Origin of the sequence: Streptomyces sp. HD (genome assembly GCF_028369295.1) — a bacterium.
GTDB lineage: Bacteria > Actinomycetota > Actinomycetes > Streptomycetales > Streptomycetaceae > Streptomyces.
This window is the reverse complement of record NZ_JAQMYP010000005.1, coordinates 30,814-51,587: the sequence shown is the minus strand read 5'-3', so window position 1 is coordinate 51,587 and position 20,774 is coordinate 30,814. Positions and strand designations below refer to the sequence as shown.

Sequence of the window (20,774 nt, the reverse complement as noted above, 5' to 3'; positions counted from 1 at the left end):
CGCCGGTTCAGCGGCCCGGGCGTGCGGCGGCCGCCCGTACCAGCGCGTCGAACAGTCCCTGCTGGGCCTCGTCCCGGTGGGCGGTGTCCTCGGGGTGCCACTGCACGGCTGTGAACCACCCTTTCCCGCCCGGCAGTTCGAGGCCTTCCACCGTGCCGTCGGCGGCGCGGGCGGTGATCGTGAGGCCCACTCCGAGACGGTCCACGCGCTGGTGGTGGTAGCAGGAGGCATCCGCCTTCTCGGCGCCGGTGGACTGTTCCAGCAGGGTGCCGCGCTCGATCGTCACCGGGTGCACGAGGTGCCGGTGTTCGCGCTCGGGGCCGCCCATGTCCTGCTCCAGGGTGCCGCCGAGGGCGACGTTCACCGACTGCAGGCCGCGGCAGATCGCCAGCAGGGGGATGCCCAGGTCCAGTGTCCGCCGGGCGACTTCCAGGTCGAAGGCGTCCTGGAGGTCGTCGACGTCGTAGACGGTCGGGTGGGTTTCGGTGGCGCCGTAGCGGTGGGGGGCCAGGTCGCCGCCGCCGGGCAGCAGGACGCCGTCGAAGCGGGCGAGCCGCTCCCCCGCATCGGCGTCCGCGGGGTCGGCCGGGTGGATGCTCACCGGTTCGCCGCCTGCTCGCCACACCGCCTCGATCAGGGCGCGGGCGCCCACCTCGGCGGCGTACCGGAGCGCGGAGGTGGTGGCGGAGAAGCGCGCGGGTACGGCGATGAGCGGGCGGATCACAGCTGGATCCAGGTGGTCTTGAGCTCGGTGTACTTGTCCAGGGCGTGGGCGGACTTGTCGCGGCCGTTCCCGGACTGCTTCATGCCGCCGAACGGGACGGTCAGGTCGCCCTCCTCGTAGCAGTTGACCCAGACCGTGCCGGCCTTCAGCGCGCGGGCGACGCGGTGGGCGGTGGAGAGGTCGGAGGTCCACAGGCCGGCGGCGAGGCCGTACTCGGTCGCGTTGGCCAGCCGTACCGCCTCGTCCAGGTCGTCGAAGGCGAGGACCGACAGGACGGGCCCGAAGATCTCCTCGCGGGACAGCCGCATCCCGGGGTCCACGTGGTCGAAGACGGTCGGCTGCAGGAAGCTGCCGCCGGTGTCGGTGCGGGTGCGGGAGCCGCCGGTGAGCAGCCGGGCGCCCTCGGCCAGGCCCGTGGCGATGTGGTCCTGCACCCGCCCCAGGTGGGCCTCGCCGGCCAGGGCGCCCATCTCGGTGGCCGGGTCCAGGGGGTCGCCGATGCGCAGCTCGCGCGCCCGGCGTACGACGGCCTCGGTGACGCGTTCGGCGATCGAGGAGTGCACCAGGAGCCGGGAGGGTGCCGTGCACATCTCGCCCTGGTTGAAGAAGATGCCCCAGGCCGCGGTGGCGGCGGCCCGGTCCAGGTCGGGGGCGTCGGGAAGGACGATGTTCGGTGACTTGCCGCCGAGTTCGAGCCAGACGCGCTTGAGGTTGGAGTCGGCCGCGTAGTGCAGGAAGTGGCGGCCGACGGCGGTGGAGCCGGTGAAGGCCAGGACGTCGACGTCGGGGTGGAGTCCGAGGGCGCGTCCGGCGACGGGGCCGTCGCCGTTCACCACGTTGAGCACACCCGGGGGCAGCCCGGCCTCGGTCGCCAGCCGGCCCAGCAGCAGAGCCGACAGCGGGGAGTTCTCGGACGGTTTCAGTACGACCGTGCAGCCGGCCGCGAGCGCCGGGGCGATCTTCCAACTCGCCAGCGTCAGGGGGAAGTTCCAGGGGACGACGGCGCCAACGACGCCGGCCGGTTCGCGGGTGACCAGGGCGAGGGCGTCGGGGGTGGTGTGCGGGGACTCGTCGGTGAGCTTGTCGGCGAGCTGGCCGTACCAGCGGAAGGTGGTGATGGCGGCGCGCAGTTCGATGTCGTGGGCGTCGGTGATCGGTTTGCCCATCTCCAGGCTGATGGTCAGCGCCAGTTCCGCGCGCCGTTCCTCCAGCAGGTCGGCGATGCGCAGCAGTATCCGGCCGCGCTCGACGGGGGCGAGACGCGGCCACGGCCCGGCGTCGAAGGCACGGCGGGCGGCTGCGACGGCCGCGTCCACCTCGGCGGTTCCCCCGTCGGCGACCTGCGCCAGCACCTGTCCGTCCCGGGGCGAGACGGCCGCGAAGGTCCCTCCCGCGCCCGGCTCGTCGGCGCCGTCGATGTGATGGGCACCGGACGGTTCGAGGGACTTGGCTCGACGCAGCCACTCCTCGTGGGTGACAGCCGGCATGCGGGACCTCCAGACAGGGTCGGTGATCAGAGGAAAGAGGAAAGGGGCGGGCCCGGAGTGGAGGGCCGCCATCCGGCCGACGGTTCCCCGGCCGGATGGCGGCCCAGCCGGATGGCGGCCCAGCCGGATGGCGGCCCAGCCGGACGGCGGCCCGGCCTACGGACGGGCCGAGCGGGTCAGCCGACCGGCGACGACGCCCAGCACCAGGACGGCGGGAACCATCACCTGCAGCCATACGGCCGTCGTCCGGTCGCCGCCGATGAGGGTCGTGAAGTTCTCGACGATCAGCCAGATGGCACAGGCGATCCCCACGGCACCCAGCACGGGGGCGATCAGTGTGTTCCACAGCCGGGTGTCGAGGCGCTCGCGCCGGAAGAAGGCCACGACCGAGGCCGAGGTCAGGAAGTAGAGCAGCATGATCGCCAGTACGGCGATGCCGCTCCCCCACGAGAACAGCGTGAGCACCGGGTCCTTGCCGGCCAGCGCGAACGGGATCACCAGGAGCACGGCGATCGCTGTCTGCACGAAGCCCGCGACGCGGGGCGAGTGCCGGCCGTTGACCGCGGACAGCCCGCGGGGCAGCAGGCCCTCGCGGCTGAGCGAGAACAGGTAGCGGTTGGCCGAGTTGTGGAAGGCGAGGATGCCGGCGAACAGGGAGGTGGCCAGCAGGACGGGCAGGACGTCGTTGACCCAGGTGCCGAACTGGGCGGCGATCGGCGCGAACACGAACGCCGTGGAGTCGCCGCCCTCCAGCGCCTGCCCCGCCGCCCCAGCCGCCCTGGAGGCGCCGTAGGAGGAGATCAGCATCCAGGAGGCGAAGGCGAAGAAGCCGGTGACCAGGGCGACGGCTAGATAGGTGGCCCGGGGCACCGTCCTGCGGGGCTCGCGCGCCTCCTCGCCGTAGATCGCGGTGGCCTCGAAACCGATCATCGAGGCCACGGCGAACATCAGCGCCACGCCGGGCGCCCCGTCCAGGGCCGCGCCCGGTGAGAACGTGTCCGCGATGCCGAGCCCTTCGGGCCCGCCGCCCTTGGCGAGGGTGACGACGGCGAAGGCGCTCAGGATGCTGAACTCGGCCAGCACGAACACGGCCAGCACCTTCGCGCCCATCTCGATGCCCAGGGCACCGAGAACCTGCACGATCGCCATGGTCACCAGGGCACAGACCCACCACGGCACGTCCGCCCCGGTGTAGTGCGCCAGCAGCCCGCTGACGGTGGCCCCGTACAGGCCGTACATGGCGGCCTGGACCGCGCAGTACGCGAAGAGGGCGATGCCCGCGCTGCCGTTGCCGAGGTCCCTGCCGAGCCCTTTGCCGATGTACCGGTAGAAGGCTCCGGCGTCCACCACATGCCGGCCCATGGCGACGAAGCCGACCGAGAACAGCAGGGTGATCAGACCGGCCGCGAGATAGGCGGCCGGGGCCCCGGCGCCGTTGCCGATGGCCACGGCGATGGGGACGGCGCCCGCGATGCCGGTCAGCGGCGCCTGGGCGGAGAGGACGAAGAAGAGGATGCCCAGCACGCCGAGGGAGTTGGGCTTGAGCTTGCCTGCGGTGGAGGCGTCGGGCGCGGTCTGGTTCGGGACCGCCGTCTGACTGTCCACTCGGATCACCTGCCAGGGGAAAGGGGATTTCGTTTCAGGCCAAACGAGTTGCCTCATGGTGGGCTGGAACTATCCGTTTGACAAGGGGTGGCGCCGAGAATTGGTGGATTGGTACGACAACGCGGAAGGACCCCGGGCCCACAGGTGCCCGGGGTCCTTGAAGACGCAGGTCAGCCGTCGTTCTCCGGGTCGTCGTCGCCGTCCGCCTCGATGAGCCGGAGCAGCCCGCGCAGCTCCTCGATGGCGGCGTCGGTGGTCTCGGGCTCGCCGAAGACGAGCTGGTGCAGGACGAGGCCGTCCAGGGCGGCGAAGACGAGTCGGGTCAGCGGGCGGCCGGCGTCGTCGGGCAGCATGCGGGACAGCTCGCGCTTGGTGGCGTCGAAGTAGTCGTCGTACAGGGCACGGATCTGCGGGAGCAGCTCGGGGCGGCGCCGGGCCTCCAGCAGCAGTTCGTACTGGAAGGCCTGGATGTCCGGATCGGCCGTGACCATGTCGGAGACGCCGACCGAGAAGTCGGCGACCCGGCCGGTGCCGGGTTCGAGGGCGCTGGTGCTGAGCGAGGTGCGGATCGCGTGCGCGAGGGCCTCCTCGATCAGCGCGTCGCGCGAGCCGAAGTGGTGGACGACCAGGCCGTGCGTGGTGCCCGCCTCCTGTGCGACCGCCCGGTAGGTGAGCTTGCGCAGCCCGCCCCGCGCCACGACCCGCACAGCGGCGTTGAGCAGGGCCTCGCGGCCCTCGCCGTAGTTCATGCGCCGGCGCGGCTTGCGGTCGTCGGGCCCCTGGGAACCCTTGGAGCCCTTGGCCCTTTCGGTTCCCTCGGTTCCCTGGGCTCCGTCGGCGGATGCGGTCATGTTCGCGACCTTACCCGCCGGGTCGGACACCGCCGTGCGTCCGGTCGGCGCCGTACGCACGGTCAACGCCGGGGCGGCCGGATGCCGCGGAACTCCCAGTCGCCGCCGAGCGCGGTGGACAGCACCTCCTCGGACTCGGTGGGCTGGGCGCCGACGTCGGTGCGGATCGGGGTGGGGCCGGTGACGATGTGGTTGGTGAGCCGGCCGAGGCCCTCGACCTCCACCTCGACGACGTCGCCGGGCCGGACGGGCCGGGAGTTGGCGGGCGTACCGGACAGCAGCACGTCTCCCGGGTGGAGGGTGATCGTCCGGGCGATGTCGGCGACGAGGTAGTGCATGTCCCACTTCATCTCGTCGGTCGAACCGTCCTGGACGACCTCGCCGTTGACGTACGTCCGCAGCCGCTTGCCGCGGAAGTCCCAGTCGGTGACCAGGCCCGGCCCGAGCGGGCACAGGGTGTCGGAGCCCTTGACCCGCAGCATCGACCCGGCGTCGGTGTCACGGAAGTCGTGCAGCCCGTAGTCGTTGGCGACGGTGTAACCGGCGATGTACTCGCCCGCCTCGGCCGCCGATATGTTCCGCGCGGTCCTCCCGATGACGATGGCGACCTCGCCCTCGTAGTTGAGCCATTTGCAGCCCTCGGGCCGGACGATGGCCCCCTTGTGCGAGTTGAGGGACGAGGTCGGCTTGTGGAAGTAGGTGGGCGTGTCCGGCAGCTCGATCCCGAACTCGTCGACGCGGCTGCGGTGGTTGAGGTGGACGGCGATGACCTTGGAAGGCACGACCGGAGGCAGGTGCCGGGCCTCCTCGATCTTGACGCGGCGGCCGTCACCGGCGACGAGTTCGTCCCCGTCGACGGTGACCTGGACGGCGGCGCCGTCCAGCAGAATCCGGCGGTACTCGGGCATGTCTCAGACCTCCTGGGGGCGGCTGTGCGGGGTGCGCTGGTACGACGGTGCGGGCCGACCGGTGCCGGTCCAGCCGTCGGCGGGCCGGTCGAACCACAGATGGACCTGGCCCGTGCCGATGGAGTTCTCGTACTCGCCGTACTGGCGGGCCCTGGCCACGCAGCCCTGCTCACCGAGGGCGCCGGCCATCATCAGGTAGTGGAAGAACTTCGCCTCGGGCTTGTACTTCCAGAACTCGTCCATGGCGTCGAGGACCTTGTCGTGACGGCCCTCCTTGAACCAGCCGATGCGCTCCTGGTCCGCGGCACGGGCCTCGGGCGTGAAGATGTGCACCGGGTCGCTCGCCTCGTGGTCGCGCAGCTCGCGCAGCGGCCAGAAGGTGTGGGACAGCGCCCCGGAGGCGATGAGCAGGACCCGCCGCCCCGGCGTCGCGGCGATGCCGTCGGCCAGGGCCCGCCCCAGCCGCAGATGGTCCTCCATGTCACCGGTCTGGCAGACGCCGATGGTGACCCACCGCTTGTCCGGCAGCCCCTCCCCCAGGAACTTCCAGAGGTTGACGGTGGCGTAGTAGATCGGTAGTTGGTCGTCCTCGATCGCGGTGATCCAGGTGCCGTGCTTGTCCGCGAACTTCTCGATGTTGCGGGCGAGTTCGGGGTCGCCCGGGAAGTCGTACGGCATCCGGCACATCCCGCGGGGCAGTTCCTCGGAGGTGAAGAGCCCGGCGCGGCGCTGCTGTGCGGTGACGACGAACTCGACGGTGGTGGCCCAGTGGGAGTCGAGGACGACGACGGTGTCGTAGTCGTCCCGCGCGAAGACGTCCTCACGGAGCTGCCGGAGCCCGGTGACAAGGGTGATCTCCTTGCCTTCGTTGAGCTCCAGCCGGTCGGCCTCCGGCAGCACGATGGTGGGGACATGGGCGAGCAGCCCGGCCCCGACGATCTCACCCATGGCTCTGGCTCCATCCCTTCGGGGCGGTCACGGTGTTCTTCAGGTCGCAGTAGAAGTCGAAGCTCCAGGTGCCGCCCTCGCGCCCGACGCCGGACTGGCGGGAGCCGCCGAAGGGGGCCTGGAGGTCGCGGACGAAGAAGCAGTTGACCCAGACGGTGCCGGCGACCAGCCGCGCGGTGACACGCTCGGCGCGCTCGGCGTCGCCGGTGGCGAGGGTGGCGGCGAGCCCGAAGCGGGTGTCGTTGGCGAGGCGTACGGCCTCGTCCTCGTCGGCGAACGTCTGCAGGGTCAGCACGGGCCCGAAGACCTCCTCCTGCACGATCTCGGAGTCCTGGGCGACATCGGTGAGCAGGGTCGGCGCGTAGTACTGCTCTTCCCCGCGATGCCCACCGATGACGACACGCGCCCCGCCCGCGACCGCCCGCCGCACGAACCCGTCGATCTTGTCCAACTGCCGCGGATGGATGTTCGGCCCGATGTCGGTGCCCTCGTCCCGGGGGTCGCCCTGCGTCAACTGCCCGGCCTTCGCCACGAACCGACGCGTGAACTCCTCGGCGACCGACTCCTCGACGAGCAACCGCGTCCCCGCGAGACAGACCTGCCCCGCGTTGTCGTACTGCTCCACGGCGAGGTCGACGGCCAGGTCCAGGTCGGCGTCGGCGAACACCAACAGGGGTGACTTGCCGCCGAGTTCGAGGCTGAGCGGCGTCAGGTTCGCGGCGGCGGACGCGGCGATCCGCCGGGCCGTGGGCACCGATCCCGTGAAGCTGATCCGGCGCACGTCCGGGTGGGAGGTGAGGGCGTCGCCGATCTCGGATCCGTAACCCTGGACGACATTCAGCACCCCGGCGGGCAGTCCCGCCTCGGCCGCGATGTCGGCGAGGAGGGATGCGGTGAGCGGGGACCACTCGGCGGGCTTGAGGACGACGGTGTTGCCGGCGGCGAGGGCGGGGGCGACCTTCCACGTGGCCAGCATCAGGGGGGCGTTCCAGGGGGTGATCAGCACGCAGGGGCCGGCCGGGTCCCATGAGACGTGGTTGGTGTGCCCACGGGTCTCGAAGTCCTCGTGGTCGAGCGTCAGCAACCAGTCTGCGAAGAACCGGAAGTTGTGGGCCACGCGCGGCATGACGCCGCGGCGGTGCGAGCGCAGGAGGGCGCCGTTGTCGGTGGTCTCGACGATGGCGAGCTCTTCGAGCCGCTTCTCGACGCCGTCGGCGACGGCGTGCAGGATGCGGGCGCGTTCGGCGCGGGAGGTGGCGGCCCATGCGGGGAACGCCTCACGGGCGGCGGCGACGGCGGCATCGGCTTCGGCGGGACCGCCTCGGGCGATCTCACCGAGAACGCTGCCGTCAATCGGAGAGCTGTCGGTAAAGGTGTCGCCGGAGGCGACACGCTCGCCGCCGATCCAGTGCCGGGTGTCGACGGAGACACCGGCGACAACAATCTTGTCGGACATGAGAAGAGCTCCATTCGAAACGAAGGGTGATCTGACCCACCTAGGGGCGCGGGGAACTGCGCGACCAGCCACAACGAGACCCGCACCCGCCCACCGGCCTCACCCGGCAGCCGCTTCAGACGTACCGGCCTCCAGCAGCCGCCCCCCATCCCAAACCACCCCGACCTGCCGGTAATACGCGGCAATCGGCTCTTGAACCTCCAGCCGAGCAAGCTCCTCGGTAGGCGCCTCGAAGATGTCCAACTCCGCGTCGCCGACCCACGGTCGACCCCCCTCGAAGGAAGCCGCCCCCGACTCGATCAACTCATCGAGCGCCAGCCCCTTCCCCTTCTCGATCGAGGGAAGCCACCGGTGATGAGCCATCGGATGCGCATTCACGAACCCATTCGACTCGGCCGGCTCGCGCAGCGTGACCACGGTCTGCGCCAACCGCCGGTCCGCCGCAGCCAACGTCGCCCCGAACCGCGCCCCCGCCTCGATCCGCGGAGCGGGCCCGTACGGATGCGGACGAGTCTGATGAATGGACCCGAGCTTCTTCGGATACCCCTGGTGCAGCCCGCGCGCGATGGCGAAGTCCTTGTCGACCCAGATGTAGACGCAGCGCGAGTACGTCTGGCCCCGGTACTTGCACCGGACGACCGCGAAGGCCTCCTTGTACTGGGACAGCACGGGATCGAGCAGCTCGGCCCCGGACTCCGAGCACGACTGCCAGTCGGCCCAGATCAGGGCGACCGCCCCGGGATCCTCGTCGGCCAGCTCCAGCGGCTCGGGCAGAAGTTCCCGCACCCGCGCCGGATCCGTGCGGTACTCGACGGTGAGCAGGTCACCGGAGTAGCGCCACGGCGGCGACGGAATCAGCGACGAGGCACCACTGCCGGTCTTGGGATGGAAGTAACCACGAACTGAGGACATGACGGCGTTCCTTACGCGGTGAGGGCGGGCTGCTTGAGCAGCTGGGCGCGGTAGCGGGCGGCTCCCCTGGCGGCGGCCTGGCCGCCGAGCGCGACGACGCCGACCAGCCGGTCGTCGCTGTGGTAGCCCACGAGGACGTCGCCGTCCGGGTCGCCGTCCAGGACTCGTACGTCGGCGAGGCCCAGGCCGGGCGCGCCGAACGACTGCAGCCGGAAGTCGTGCTGGTCGCTCCAGAACGTGGGCAGCGGAGCGAAGGGAGCCAAGTCGGCCCGGGCACCGGTCAGATGAGCGACCAGGACCTTTGCCGCGTGCTTGGCCGTGTCGGCCGGGATGGACCAGTGCTCGACGCGGCGGGGCACGCCGTCGTAGCGGGCGTTGGGGAAGCGGGCGACGTCGCCGACGGCGACCACCTCCGGACGGCCGCCGACGCGCAGCTGCCCGCAGGTGAGCACGCCGTCGGAGAGGTCGAGGCCGTTGCCCTCCAGCCATTCGGCATTGGCGACCGAGCCGACCGACTCGACCACGACATCGGCGGGCAGGACGGTGCCGTCGCCCAGCACGACCCCGGTGACCCGGTCCGCGCCCTCGAACCCGGCGACTCCGGTGCCGAGCGCGAAGCGCACCCCGCGTTCCTCGTGCCGCTTCAGCAGCGCGCGGCCGAGCAGTTCGCCGAGTGGTCCGACCATGGGCAGGGGCAGCGGATCGACGACGGTCACCTCGCGGACGCCGAGTCCTACGGCGGTGGCTGCGACCTCGCAGCCGATGAACCCGGCGCCGACCACGACCACGCGGGCGCCTGGCCGGGTCAGCTGGTCGCGCAGGCCCTGGGCGTCGGCGGCCGTGCGGACCGTGTGGCGGCCGGTGCGCGGTCCGGGGCAGCGCAGGCGCCGGGGCCGCATGCCGGTGGCGACGACCAGTCCGTCGTAGGGGATCTCCGAACCGTCGTCGAGTGCGACGGTCCGGTCGGTCAGCCGAGCCGCGACGACCTTCGTCCCCAGCCGCCACTCCACGTCGGCGACGGCCGCCTTCGGTGTGAAGGCGAGCGACTCGAAGGGCGCCTTGCCGGCGAGGACCTCCTTGGAGAGGGGAGGGCGGTTGTAGGGCATGTGGGGCTCGTCGCCCACGACCGTGATCGCGCCGGTCCAGCCGGCGGCGCGCAGCTGCTCCGCGGCACGCAGGCCGCCCATCGAGGCGCCGGCGACGACCATGCGTCCGGTCTGCGTTGCGGACACGGCGCTCAGGCCTCGATCCGGATGGCCTGCAGCGGGCACACGTCGGCGGCTTCCTCGACCTCGTCGCGCAGGGCGTCGTCGGGTTCGGAGACGTACACCAGGTGTCCGTCGTCGCTCATCGAGAAGACGTCGGGGGCCGCGAAGACGCACTGACCGTGGTCCTGGCACTTGTTCATGTCGACGACGACCTTCATGGCCGGTCCTCCTGGGAGTGAGGGCGTCGGAGCGGGAGTGAAGGGGGTGGGAGGGCCCGGCCTGACTGCGACCGGGCCCCGTTGGCCAAAGGGGTGCGAGAGCCGCACCCCTGACTCGTTTGGCTTCAAACAACATAGGAAGCAACTCGACCCTGGTCAATACCTGTCCAGGTGGATAAATTTTTGAGGCCACCCCCTTGCGTACCGGCGAACCGCTTCATACCGTTCGGGTTCAAACGACGACCCCGGGTCTCCCGGCGCAGCTCCGTCGGAGTCGCCCCTCCCCGCCCCGCACCCTGCGCTCAGGTCGTCCTCACGCCACCTTCCCCATCCGCCCGAGGAGACATCGGTGAGCGCTCACGACATCCCAGACATCGGCCGACACATGGAGCGGCTCGCCGCCGAGGGTGTGGACGTGGTCCGGGTGATCTATCCCGACCTCATCGGCACCGACCGCGCCCGTGATGTGCTGGTGGACCATCTGCCGTCGGCCTGCGAACACGGTCTGGCCTTCTGCCGGGCCGTCTACCACACCAGTCCGCAGGGCGACGTGGTCCCGGTCGCGGGCGGTCTCGACGCGGGTCTGCCCGACATCACCGTGCGCCCCGACCTGTCGACGCTGGCCGTACTGCCCTGGGAGCCCGGCGTCGCCACCTGTCTCGGCGAGGTCACCGACCCGGCGACCGGCGCCCCGGCCGCCGAGTCACCGCGCGATCTGCTGCGCAGCGTGCTGTCCCGCTGCGCGGAGCAGGGGCTGCGTCCGGTCGTCGGCCCGGAGCTGGAGTACTTCCTGCTGGAACCGGCCCCCGGCACCCCCAGCGGCTGGCGCCGCGCCCCGGAGACCACCGGCGCCGTCTACACGGCCGGCCTGCGCGCCGACCCCGACAACCATCTGCTGCGCACCCTGCGCCATCTGCGCGACCTGAACATCGGCGTGATCACCGGGAACCACGAGTTCGACGGCGGCCAGTACGAGATCAACCTGACCCACTCCGGCGCGCTGGACGCGGCCGACCGTTCCTTCCGTTTCAAGGCGGCGGTGAAGGAGCTGGCCCGCCGGGAGGGTCGGCTCGCCACCTTCATGGCCAAGCCGTACGCGGACGCCGGCGGCTCGGGCTTCCATCTGCATCTTTCCTGCGACGCCCCCGACGAGAAAGGTGTCCGCAACGCCTTCGACGACCCCGCGGGCGCCTACGGCCTCTCGGCGAGCGCCCGGCACGCCGTCGCCGGCATCGTCGCCCACGCTCCCGCGCTCGCCGCCCTGGCCAACCCGACCGTCAACTCGTACAAGCGCTTCGGCCCCGACACCCTCGCGCCCTGGCTGATCGACTGGGGGCTGGACAACCGCAGCGCCATGGTCCGCATCCCGCCGGAGCGCGGCTCCGGTGCCCGTGTCGAACTCCGCCTCGGGGACGCGAGCGCCAACCCCTATCTCCTCGTCGCCGGCACGATCGCCGCCGCGCTGCTCGGCATCCAGGCCGGTGAGGAGCCGCCCGCCCCGCTGGAGGGCTACGGCTACGACACCGCCAGGTCGGCCCAGCTGCCGAGGGACCTGTCCTCGTCTCTGGACGCGCTGGAGGCGGACACCGCCCTGACCGACCTGCTCGGCAAGGGCTTCACCTCATCCTTCCTGACCTACAAGCGCAACGAGGTCGAACGCTTCCAACGGCATGTCACCGACTGGGAGTTCACCGAGTACGCCTACCACCTGTGACGCCCTGGAGCCACTGATGACCGAGACGCAGATCCAGTCCCAGTCCCCCGCCACCGCTGCCGGCACGACCGCCGTGAACGAGCCGATGCCGCTGGCGGACGTCGACCTCGCCGACCTGGACAACTTCACCGACGGGGTCACCCCGTGGCGGATGTTCCACACCCTGCGCCACGAGGACCCGGTGCACTGGCAGCCGGAGGAGGCCCCCAACTCCGGTTTCTGGGCGGTGACCCGGCACGCGGACATCGCCCGCGTCGACCGCGACGCCGAGACCTTCACCTCCACCAAGTTCGTGAACCTGGAAGAGGTCGACGAGGACCAGATCAGGAAACGCGCCTCCATCCTGGAGATGGACGGCGTCCGCCACCGCGCGCTGCGCAGCGTGATCCAGCGGCAGTTCGGCGCGAGCGTCATCAACAGCTACGCCGACTTCCTGCGCGGCCTGACCGCCACGACCCTGGACGCGGCCCTGGCGAAGGGCACCTTCGACTTCGTCGCCGACGTCTCCGCGGACTTCCCCATCAACGTCCTCGCCCGGCTGCTGGACGTGCCGCCGGAGGACAACCAGCAGCTCATCGACTGGGGCAACCGCATCATCGGCAACACCGACCCCGACTACGCGGACGTGCTGCTGCACAGCGCGGAGAGCGAGAAGTACCGCGATCTGCCGTTCCGCTCCCCCGCGTCCGTCGAGGTCTTCGAGTACGGCCGTGAGCTGGCCCGGCAGCGGCGCGGCGGCGACGGCACGGACCTGGTCTCGCGGCTGGTCAACACGGTCCCGCGGGACGGCGTCCCGCTCTCCGCCCAGGACTTCGACAACTACTTCCTGCTCCTGGTGGTGGCCGGGAACGAGACCACCCGGCACACCATCTCCCACTCCATGCTGGCCCTCCTCCAGCACCCCGAGCAGCTGGCCCGGCTCCAGGAGGACCCCTCCCTGATCCCGACGGCGGTCGAGGAGTTCCTGCGCTGGGCCTCCCCCGTCTACCACTTCCGTCGTACCGCCACGCGCGACGTCGAGCTGGGCGGCAAGCAGGTCAGGGAGGGCGACAAGGTCGTCATGTGGTTCGCCTCCGGCAACCGCGACGAGGAGGTCTTCGGCAACCCGTACGACTTCGACGTCGCCCGCGCCGACAACGACCACGTCACCTTCGGCAAGGGCAGCCCGCATCTGTGCCTGGGCAACCTGCTCGCCCGTACCGAGATCCGCATCATGTTCGAGGAGCTGATCCCGCGCCTCGCGGACATCCGCCTGGCCGGTGACGTGCCGCGCGTGCGCTCCAACTTCGTCAACGGCATCAAGAAGCTGCCGGTCGAGGTCACGCTCGCCTGACCGAGAGGGCGTGGTGGAAGACGTCACGGGGGTCCCACTTCGCCTTGACGCGCTGGAGGCGGCGGTAGTTGTCGCCGAAGTAGAGGGCGTGCCAGGGGGCGCCGCTGTTGTGGGCGGGGTCGGCGAGGTCGGTGTCCGGGTAGTTGATGAAGGCGCCGTCGGCCGCGACGGGGGCGCCGCCGGTGTCGGCGTACAGGTCCTCGTAGAGCTCGCGCAGCCAGCCGATGTGCCGGGCGTCGTCGCGGGGGTCCTCCCAGCCGTTGACGCAGAACATCTTGATGCTCGCGTCGCGGTGGGGGGTCGCGGTTGCGTCCGGGGCCACGGTGTTGACCCTGCCGCCGTGGGTGTAGAGGCTGACGCTGCCGCCCGGGTGGTCGTAGTCGGACCGGGTGAGGTGGTGGTGCAGGGCCTCGATCTGGCGGTCGGTGAAACCGCGGCGCAGATAGCCCGACTTGACCTTGAGCCGGTAGACGGGCCCGGGGTCGCCGGGCGACCCGGCCAGGGCCGCGGCCAGCCAGGGCTGGTTCCGCAGCGTGCGGACCGGCTGGACCGACACCCCCCGGTTGATCGCGGCGAGGTACTCGTCCAGCATCCGCTCGGCGCCGGAGTCCGCCGCCACCTGCCCGATCATGAGGACCGTCCCCGACACACGGCAGGTCAGGGCGAGTTCGCTGTAGAGGGCGAGGTACGGGGAGTCGGTGGCGCTGTGCCGCTCGGCCCACTCGCTGTGGTTGCGGACCAGCCGGGCGAACGATGTCCTGTCGAGCCGCTCCCAGTCCCAGGTGAGCGAGAAGCTCAGCACACCGGAGGGCGGCGCGGGCAGCAGGCCGGACGGGTCGTCGCCGTCGGCGCCGGGTGTCCGGAACCAGTAGCGGGTGACGATGCCGAAGCTGCCGCCTCCGCCGCCGGTGTGCGCCCACCACAAGTCCCGGTTGGGGTCGGAGGGTTCACGGGTGGCGACCACACTGCGCGCCCGGCCCGCCCGGTCCACGACGACCACCTCCACGGCGTACAGGTGGTCGACGGACAGGCCCATCTGACGGGACAGCGGACCGAAGCCGCCGCCCAGGACATGGCCGCCGGTGCCGACGTCGGCACACCAGCCGGCCGGGACCGTCACTCCCCAGCCCAGATACAGCCGCCGGTACACCTCCCCCAGCAACGCACCGGCCTCCACGGCGAAGGCGCGGCGGCCCGGGTCGTACGCGACCGCGTTCATGGCGGACATGTCGACGACCACCTCCACGGCCGGGTCGGCGACGAAGTTCTCGAAGCCGTGGGCGCCGCTGCGGACCGTGATCCGCCGGCCGCTGTCCACCGCCTGCTGCACGGCCCGCACGACATGCGCGGTCGTGCCGACCACCCAGACGTGCTCCGGCCGGCCCACGAACCGGCGGTTGTAGCCCCGGGACGCCAGCGACGGGAACCGCGGCTCGCCGCGGCCGACCATGGCGGGTCCTGGCGGCGGCGGGCAGGACACCCCGTCACCGGTCCCAGCCGCGGCCGGCGTTCCCGGTCCGGGCGCCACGACCCCCGCCGTCGTGGCGACCAAACCGCCGCGCAGCACGTTCCTTCGACTTAATGCGCTCATCACGTCTCCTCGTACTGCCTCGGCACTCCGTTGCCTGCTTCCTCGACGAACCTAGGCGGCGAAAGCGCCGTGGGCAGTCGTCCCAGCCCCCCTGTCGCGGTGGTGCCGGCACCCCGAATCGAGTGCGCGGAAATTCGCGTGCCGGTGAGCGACGACCGGCAGTACGGTCCCCAAGTGATCGAAGACGACGGTTACTTCGGAGAGACGATCGCTGCCGACTACGACCGGTCGGCGGCCGACATGTTCCACCCCGACGTGGTGGGCCCGGCGATCGACGTTCTGGCCGGCCTCGCGGACGGTGGCCCGGCCCTCGAACTCGGCGTCGGCACCGGCCGGATCGCGCTGCCGCTGGCCGCCCGCGGCATTGCGGTGCACGGCATCGACATGTCCCGCGCCATGGTGGACCGGCTGCGCGCCAAGCCTGGCGGCGATGCCGTCGACGTGACGATCGGGGACTTCGCGACGACGCGGGTGACGGGCGAGTTCGCGCTCGCCTACCTGGTCTTCAACACGATCGGCAATCTGACGACGCAGGACGCCCAGGTCGACTGCTTCCGCAACGCCGCCGCCCATCTGCGGCCCGGCGGCTGCTTCGTGGTCGAGGTGGGCGTACCGGATCTGCGCCGACTGCCCCCTGGGCAGAAGGCCGTGCCGTTCGACATCAGCGACACGGGGTGGGCGTTCGACACCTACGACGTCGCGACCCAGGCGATGAGTTCCCACTACGTCACCATCACCGACGGCCGCGCGGAACACTGGTCCATTCCGTTCCGCTATGTCTGGCCCGCCGAACTGGACCTGATGGCCCGGCTGGCCGGACTGCGGCTGCGCGACCGGTGGGAGGACTGGACCCGTGAGCCGTTCACCAGCGACAGCGGCAAGCATGTCTCGGTGTGGGAGAAGCCGGCCGACTGATCCTGCCCATTCGCGCAGGGCCGTCGGTCAGGGATTCGTCCAGGCCTCGGGGTCGTCCGACAGGCTCAGGACGTCGTCGGGCAGTTTGGCCGCGGCGACGTGGGCCAGGGTGACCTCGCCGAGGATCTTGCGGACGTTGGCGCGTACGGCGATCCACAGCGGCAGGAGGGACTCCGCGGGGCCGACGTAGGAGAGGTCGGGCGGGCGGACGCCGCGTACCGAGACCAGGGGGCCGTCCGCCACGCGGATCACGTCGGCGATGGGGATCGAGTCCGCCGGGCGGGCGAGCCGGTAGCCGCCCTTGCCGCCCCGCTGGCTGACGACGAGGCCGCCCCGGCGCAGGTCGCCGAGGATGCCCTCCAGGAACTTGTGCGGAATGCCCTGCGCCTCGGCGATCGCCTCTGCCTTGAGCGAGGTGTCGTCCCCTGCCGCGGCCAGCTCCAGGGCCGCCCGCACCGCATAGTCCGCTCTCGCCGAGATCCGCATGCCGAGATTATCCATCACTGCCGGGCCCACCCGCGCCCGCCGCCCCCACGGTCAGGCGGGAAGGCTGAACGGAGGGTGCGTGCCGTTGAGGAAGTAGTCCCCGACCTCGCGCAGCCGGTGGGCGACCGGCTCGCGCAGGGTGTGCGTCCGCGTGTCGCGCCAGAAGCGGTCCAGGCCGTGTCGTACGAAGGCGCCCGGTACCCCGACGGCGTCCAGGGCGCCGGTGGTGATCTCCTGCGCGGCCCGGGCGGCGGCGGCCTCGGCCGCGCTCGCGAGGACGGCGATCTCCGCGCACTCCTCGTCGTCGAGTTCCTCGCCCCGGGCAAGGCCGCGCGTCAGGGCCTCCACCGCCTGGTCGGCGAGGGCGGACGCGGCACGTGCGGCGACGGCGAGCTCGCCGTACGCGGTCAGTACATACGGATCCTGCGGCGGGCTGCCCGGCCAGGGCTGGGGTGAGAACGGCTGCCAGGCGGACTGTGCCGCCCTTCCGTGCTCGCGAACCTCACCGAGCAACCCCTCGGCGACGCCGAGACAGAAGTGGGCGGAGATCAGCCGGGCGGTCGGCGCGGCGAGGCCGGCGAAAGGGGACAGGACGCCCTCGTCGGCGGAGAGGGAGCCGAGTACGTCGTCGGCCGCGACCGGCACGGAGTCGAACCCCACTCCGCCGCCGGCCGCCAGCCGTTGCCCGAACGTTTCGCCGCCGCTGCCGCTCACGACACCCGGGTGGGCGGTGTCGACGAGGACGGCGAGGGGCTCGCCGGTGCCGGGCACGGCGGCACGGACCACCAGCCGGTCGGCGATCCCGACTCCGGAGCCGTACCTCTGGTGGCCGTCGACCAGATAGCCGTCGGCCGTCGGGGTCAGCATGAGCGGCGGTTCCTGCGAGGCGATCCCGCCACCCCAGTACCACTGCCCCGCCGTGAACGCCCGCTCGACACGGGCGACACGGCCGGGGGCGGCGAAGAACCGGACGCAGGACGACAGGAAGTAGTGACTGCCCAGAAGGTGACCGATGGCCCCGTCGGCCGCGGCGACGGTCCGTACGACCGCGTAGGCGGTACGCCAGTCCGCACCGCCTCCGCCGCGCACGGCCGGCACCAGCAGCGTCAGCAGCCCCGACTCGCGCAGCCGGGCGACCTCGTCGAGCGGGCGCTTGCCGGCCTGCTCGCGCTCGACCGCGTCCGTGGCCAGATCGTCCGCCAGCTCATGGGCGATGTGCAGCCAGTCGACCCGCGCCACTGCGTCCTTCGTCGGTGCGGTTGTCATGACGGACTTCCTTCATGGCCGAAGGGAACGCGGAGCCGGGCTGCCCGGCAGACCGGGTCAGCGTCATCCTCACTCGCCCCACCGACGAGGGTCAACACTTCCCTAGTAAATCGATAGGAAATCTAGGGAATGAGTGTCGCTGTGGCTGAATCCCGCTCCCGCCTGGCAAGTTCGCGATGACGGGCGGGAGCGGAAACGTCACCGTCGGTCGCCTGCGTCCGCGAAGGGGACCTGGGCCACCGGCGGTACGGCCGGCGCGCTGCGGAACGGATGGCTCCACAGCCCCTGCGCCTCCAGCCGCGGCAGCACGCCCTCACCGAACCAGTACGCCTCCTCCAGGTGCGGGTAACCGGACAGCACGAACTCGTCGATGCCCAGCCGGTGGTACTCGGCGATCCGCTCGGCGACCTCGTCGTGGCTACCGACCAACGCCGTGCCCGCACCGCCGCGGACGAGGCCGATGCCGGCCCACAGGTTGGGGTGGATCTCCAGCTCGTCGCGGCTGCCGCCATGCAGGGCCAGCATGCGCCGCTGCCCCTCGGACTCACTGCGGGCGAGTCCGGCCTGCACCGCCCGTACCGTCTCCGTGTCGAAGCCGTCCAGCAGCCGCCGGGCCTCCGCCCACGCCTGCTCGCTCGTGTCCCGGCTGATGACGTGCAGGCGGATACCGAAGCGGATACTCCGGCCCTCCTTCTCCGCCAGCGCCCGGATCCAGGCGATCTTCTCGGCGACGGCGGCCGGCGGCTCGCCCCAGGTCAGGTAGACGTCGGCGTGCCGGGCGGCGATCTCCCCGGCGATCGGTGAGGAGCCGCCGAAGTACACCTCGGGGACCGGGTCGGGCACCCGGGCCAGTCTCGCGTCCTCGACCTGGAGGTGCTCGCCGACCAGGTCGACGGTCTCGCCCTTCCACAACTCCCGTACGATCTGCAGGAATTCACCGGTACGGCGATACCGGTCGTCCTTGTCGAGGAAGTCGCCGTAGGCGCGCTGCTCGTGGCTCTCCCCGCCCGTCACCACGTTCAGCAGCAGCCGTCCCCCGGTCTGCCGCTGGAAGGTGGACGCCATCTGCGCGGCGAGCGTCGGCGAGACGAAGCCGGGGCGGAACGCGACCAGGAACTTCAACCGCTCGGTGTTCTGGCTGACCATGGCGGTGGTGAGCCAGGCGTCCTCGCACCAGGCACCGGTCGGCGTGAGCGCCCCGACGAAGCCCACGTCCTCGGCGGCGCGGGCGATCTGGCTGAGGTAGGCGACCGTGGGCGGCCGGTCGCGGCCGGACGCCGTGGCGGGGGTGCCGTGGCCGCCGCCGACGACATGGCGGCTGTCGCCGTTGGTGGGCAGGAACCAGTGGAAGGTGAGGGACATGTGGGGGCTCCGATCGGGAACTTGATCAGGGTTGTGCGTCAGAGAAGGCCGTGCCGGGGCGGATGGATGCCGCCCAGCACATAGCGGCCGATGTGCTGGACCTTCCAGCGGGTCGGGTCGTGCAGGGTGTGGGTGCGGGCGTCGCGCCAGTGGCGGTGCAGGCCCAGGGAGTCGAGCGCCGACCGGGTGCCGGACACCTCGAAGAGGGCACTGCCGACGTCCACGGCGGCCTCGGCGGCGGTCACCTTGGCCGTCGCCACCGCGATGGAGGCCTCCGCCGCGGAGTCGTCGGTCAGGTCGGCACGGGCGGCTTCCACAGCACCGGCCGCGGTGGCGAGCAGCGCGTCGGCGGCCCGTACCCGGATCGCCAGTTCACCGAACCGCTGGATCAGCAGGGGATCATCGGCGGCGGTCGCGTGCCCTTCGCCGACGCTCTCGAACCAGGGACGGCTCTTGGTGCGGACGAACTCCACGGCTTCGGCGAGCGCCCCGGAGGCGATCCCGGCGTCGATGGCCGCGTGCAGCAACTGGGCGACCGCGCCATGGAGCTGGGGCCCCTGGAAGGTGAGGTGGTGCGGCACCACCCGGTCGGCGGGCACCGGCACCGACTCCAGGCGGACGCTGCCGCTGGCGGTGGTGCGCTGCCCCATGCCGTCCCAGTCGTCCACGACCGTGAGGCCGGGCGCGTCGCGCGGTACGTACGCCACGTGCAGGTGGTCGTCGTCGGCTTGGGCCAGGACGGGGATCCAGTCGGCGAACAGGGCGCCGGTCGAGTAGTGCTTGACGCCATCGAGGACGAACGATCCGTCCGGGCGCCGCGCGAGCCGCGTACGGATGTCCTGGACATGGCTGGTGCCCGCCTCGGACTGGGCGTTGCCGAACCGCTTCCCGGCGAGCACCTCGCCGAAGAAGAACCGCTGCTGCTCCAGCGTCCCCTGTCGGCGCAACACGTTGACGTACACGAAGTGGCTCTGCGGGATCTGCGCGATGCTCGCGTCGGCGGCGGCCAGCAGCCGGAGGATCTCGGCGAGTGTCTCCGTACGGACGTCCGCGCCGCCGAACTCCGCGGGCACCGTCACCCCGAGCAGCCCGGAGGCGGACAACCGCCCCAGTTCCGCGTGCGGCAGCCGGCGCCGGGCGTCCCGCTCGGCGGCGCCCTTGCGGAAGTCCGCCGCCAGTTCGGCGGCGACGCCGAGGGCCTCGGCGTCGCCGGAGATCACGGCAGCGGCGCTCATCCCGTGGCCGCCAGCAGGGTCGGACGGCCGCCGAGGGCGATCGAGAACTGGTCGGTGACCTGGGCCAGGGCTTCGGCGGTGCCCGGCTCTACGGTCAGCCTGCCGTCGTCGCCCACCACGATGTCCTTGTCGAGCGTGAACCAGCCCGGCGTGATGTGCGCGGGACCCATGGAGCTCAGCACGGGACGCAGGGCGTAGTCGATGGCCAGGACGTGGGCGGTGGTGCCGCCGGTGGCCAGCGGCAGGACGGTCTTGCCCGCCAGCGCGTACTGCGGGAGCAGGTCGAGCAGCGATTTCAACAGGCCGGAGTAGGCGGCCTTGTAGACGGGGGTGCCGATCACGACCCCGTCCGCGCGCTCGAACAGGGCGGTGGCCTCGATGACGGCCGGGTGCTTGAAGTCGGCCCCCAGCAGCGCCTCGGCGGGGAGGGTACGGACGTCCAGCGGGATCACCTCGTGCCCCTGGGCCGTGAGCCGGTCGTCCAGGTGGCGCAGCAGCCGGGCGGTGCGGGAGGTGGCGGAGGGGCTGCCGGAGACGGACAGGATGGTGGCCATG

19 protein-coding genes are annotated in these 20,774 nt (G+C 71.5%); 3 read left to right on the top strand and 16 right to left on the bottom strand.

From position 1 onward, the window contains the following. Window positions 1–7: 7 nt before the first annotated feature. From POF73_RS06545 to POF73_RS06500, 10 genes are all read right to left on the bottom strand, one after another. Window positions 8–724, bottom strand: coding sequence for a gamma-glutamyl-gamma-aminobutyrate hydrolase family protein (locus POF73_RS06545; RefSeq protein WP_272113532.1), 717 nt, complete (start codon window positions 722–724; stop codon window positions 8–10). Further along, complete coding sequence (locus POF73_RS06540) at window positions 721–2,211, bottom strand: aldehyde dehydrogenase (protein WP_272113531.1); 1,491 nt, start codon at window positions 2,209–2,211, stop codon at window positions 721–723. The genes POF73_RS06545 and POF73_RS06540 overlap by 4 nt, the downstream gene beginning before the upstream one ends. Before the next feature lie 156 nt (window positions 2,212–2,367). Beyond that, on the bottom strand, window positions 2,368–3,816 hold the full coding sequence (locus POF73_RS06535) for an APC family permease (RefSeq protein WP_272113530.1): 1,449 nt from the start codon (window positions 3,814–3,816) through the stop codon (window positions 2,368–2,370). A 170-nt stretch (window positions 3,817–3,986) separates the two neighbouring features. Beyond that, window positions 3,987–4,565 (bottom strand): TetR/AcrR family transcriptional regulator, encoded by a 579-nt coding sequence (locus tag POF73_RS06530; RefSeq protein ID WP_272113763.1) that lies wholly within the window; start codon window positions 4,563–4,565, stop codon window positions 3,987–3,989. A 164-nt stretch (window positions 4,566–4,729) separates the two neighbouring features. After that, entirely contained in the window at window positions 4,730–5,575 is an 846-nt protein-coding gene (locus POF73_RS06525) for a fumarylacetoacetate hydrolase family protein (protein ID WP_272113529.1), read from the bottom strand. Window positions 5,576–5,578: 3 nt separating this feature from the next. Further along, a complete protein-coding gene (locus POF73_RS06520) occupies window positions 5,579–6,523 on the bottom strand; it encodes a 3,4-dihydroxyphenylacetate 2,3-dioxygenase (RefSeq protein ID WP_272113528.1) in 945 nt (314 codons plus the stop codon). After that, window positions 6,516–7,979, bottom strand: coding sequence for an aldehyde dehydrogenase (locus tag POF73_RS06515; protein WP_272113527.1), 1,464 nt, complete (start codon window positions 7,977–7,979; stop codon window positions 6,516–6,518). The genes POF73_RS06520 and POF73_RS06515 overlap by 8 nt, the downstream gene beginning before the upstream one ends. A gap of 99 nt (window positions 7,980–8,078) precedes the next feature. Then, window positions 8,079–8,891 (bottom strand): acetoacetate decarboxylase family protein, encoded by an 813-nt coding sequence (locus POF73_RS06510; protein ID WP_272113526.1) that lies wholly within the window; start codon window positions 8,889–8,891, stop codon window positions 8,079–8,081. Window positions 8,892–8,902: 11 nt separating this feature from the next. Further along, window positions 8,903–10,099 carry an NAD(P)/FAD-dependent oxidoreductase gene (locus POF73_RS06505; protein WP_272113762.1) on the bottom strand — a complete coding sequence of 399 codons (1,197 nt, stop codon included), beginning with the start codon at window positions 10,097–10,099 and terminating at the stop codon, window positions 8,903–8,905. 29 nt (window positions 10,100–10,128) lie between these two features. Beyond that, complete coding sequence (locus POF73_RS06500) at window positions 10,129–10,317, bottom strand: ferredoxin (protein ID WP_272113525.1); 189 nt, start codon at window positions 10,315–10,317, stop codon at window positions 10,129–10,131. 385 nt (window positions 10,318–10,702) lie between these two features. Between POF73_RS06500 and POF73_RS06495 the strand changes: the two genes are divergently transcribed. Together POF73_RS06495 and POF73_RS06490 are read left to right on the top strand one after the other, a co-directional pair. After that, window positions 10,703–12,031 (top strand): glutamine synthetase family protein, encoded by a 1,329-nt coding sequence (locus POF73_RS06495; RefSeq protein WP_443049454.1) that lies wholly within the window; start codon window positions 10,703–10,705, stop codon window positions 12,029–12,031. Between the two features lie 16 nt (window positions 12,032–12,047). Next, a complete protein-coding gene (locus POF73_RS06490; protein WP_272113523.1) occupies window positions 12,048–13,364 on the top strand; it encodes a cytochrome P450 in 1,317 nt (438 codons plus the stop codon). Here the strand turns inward: POF73_RS06490 and POF73_RS06485 are convergent. Further along, window positions 13,351–14,814 (bottom strand): FAD-binding oxidoreductase, encoded by a 1,464-nt coding sequence (locus POF73_RS06485; RefSeq protein ID WP_334313580.1) that lies wholly within the window; start codon window positions 14,812–14,814, stop codon window positions 13,351–13,353. The two genes, POF73_RS06490 and POF73_RS06485, sit on opposite strands and share 14 nt — an antisense overlap. A gap of 315 nt (window positions 14,815–15,129) precedes the next feature. Between POF73_RS06485 and POF73_RS06480 the strand changes: the two genes are divergently transcribed. Further along, window positions 15,130–15,870 carry a class I SAM-dependent DNA methyltransferase gene (locus POF73_RS06480; protein WP_272113520.1) on the top strand — a complete coding sequence of 247 codons (741 nt, stop codon included), beginning with the start codon at window positions 15,130–15,132 and terminating at the stop codon, window positions 15,868–15,870. A gap of 27 nt (window positions 15,871–15,897) precedes the next feature. Here the strand turns inward: POF73_RS06480 and POF73_RS06475 are convergent, their stop codons facing one another. From POF73_RS06475 to ssuE, 5 genes are all read right to left on the bottom strand, one after another. Then, on the bottom strand, window positions 15,898–16,356 hold the full coding sequence (locus POF73_RS06475) for an RrF2 family transcriptional regulator (RefSeq protein ID WP_272113519.1): 459 nt from the start codon (window positions 16,354–16,356) through the stop codon (window positions 15,898–15,900). Between the two features lie 51 nt (window positions 16,357–16,407). Then, on the bottom strand, window positions 16,408–17,622 hold the full coding sequence (locus POF73_RS06470) for an acyl-CoA dehydrogenase family protein (RefSeq protein ID WP_272113518.1): 1,215 nt from the start codon (window positions 17,620–17,622) through the stop codon (window positions 16,408–16,410). A gap of 198 nt (window positions 17,623–17,820) precedes the next feature. Continuing rightward, window positions 17,821–18,984: an LLM class flavin-dependent oxidoreductase gene (locus POF73_RS06465; protein ID WP_272113517.1), complete on the bottom strand. Its 1,164-nt coding sequence runs from the start codon at window positions 18,982–18,984 to the stop codon at window positions 17,821–17,823. A 38-nt stretch (window positions 18,985–19,022) separates the two neighbouring features. Then, the gene (locus POF73_RS06460) at window positions 19,023–20,219 is read right to left on the bottom strand and encodes an SfnB family sulfur acquisition oxidoreductase (RefSeq protein WP_272113516.1); all 1,197 of its coding nucleotides are present in this window, start codon (window positions 20,217–20,219) and stop codon (window positions 19,023–19,025) included. Next, entirely contained in the window at window positions 20,216–20,773 is a 558-nt protein-coding gene (ssuE, locus tag POF73_RS06455; protein WP_272113515.1) for an NADPH-dependent FMN reductase, read from the bottom strand. Before ssuE ends, POF73_RS06460 begins: the two co-directional genes overlap by 4 nt. Window position 20,774 lies beyond the last annotated feature (1 nt).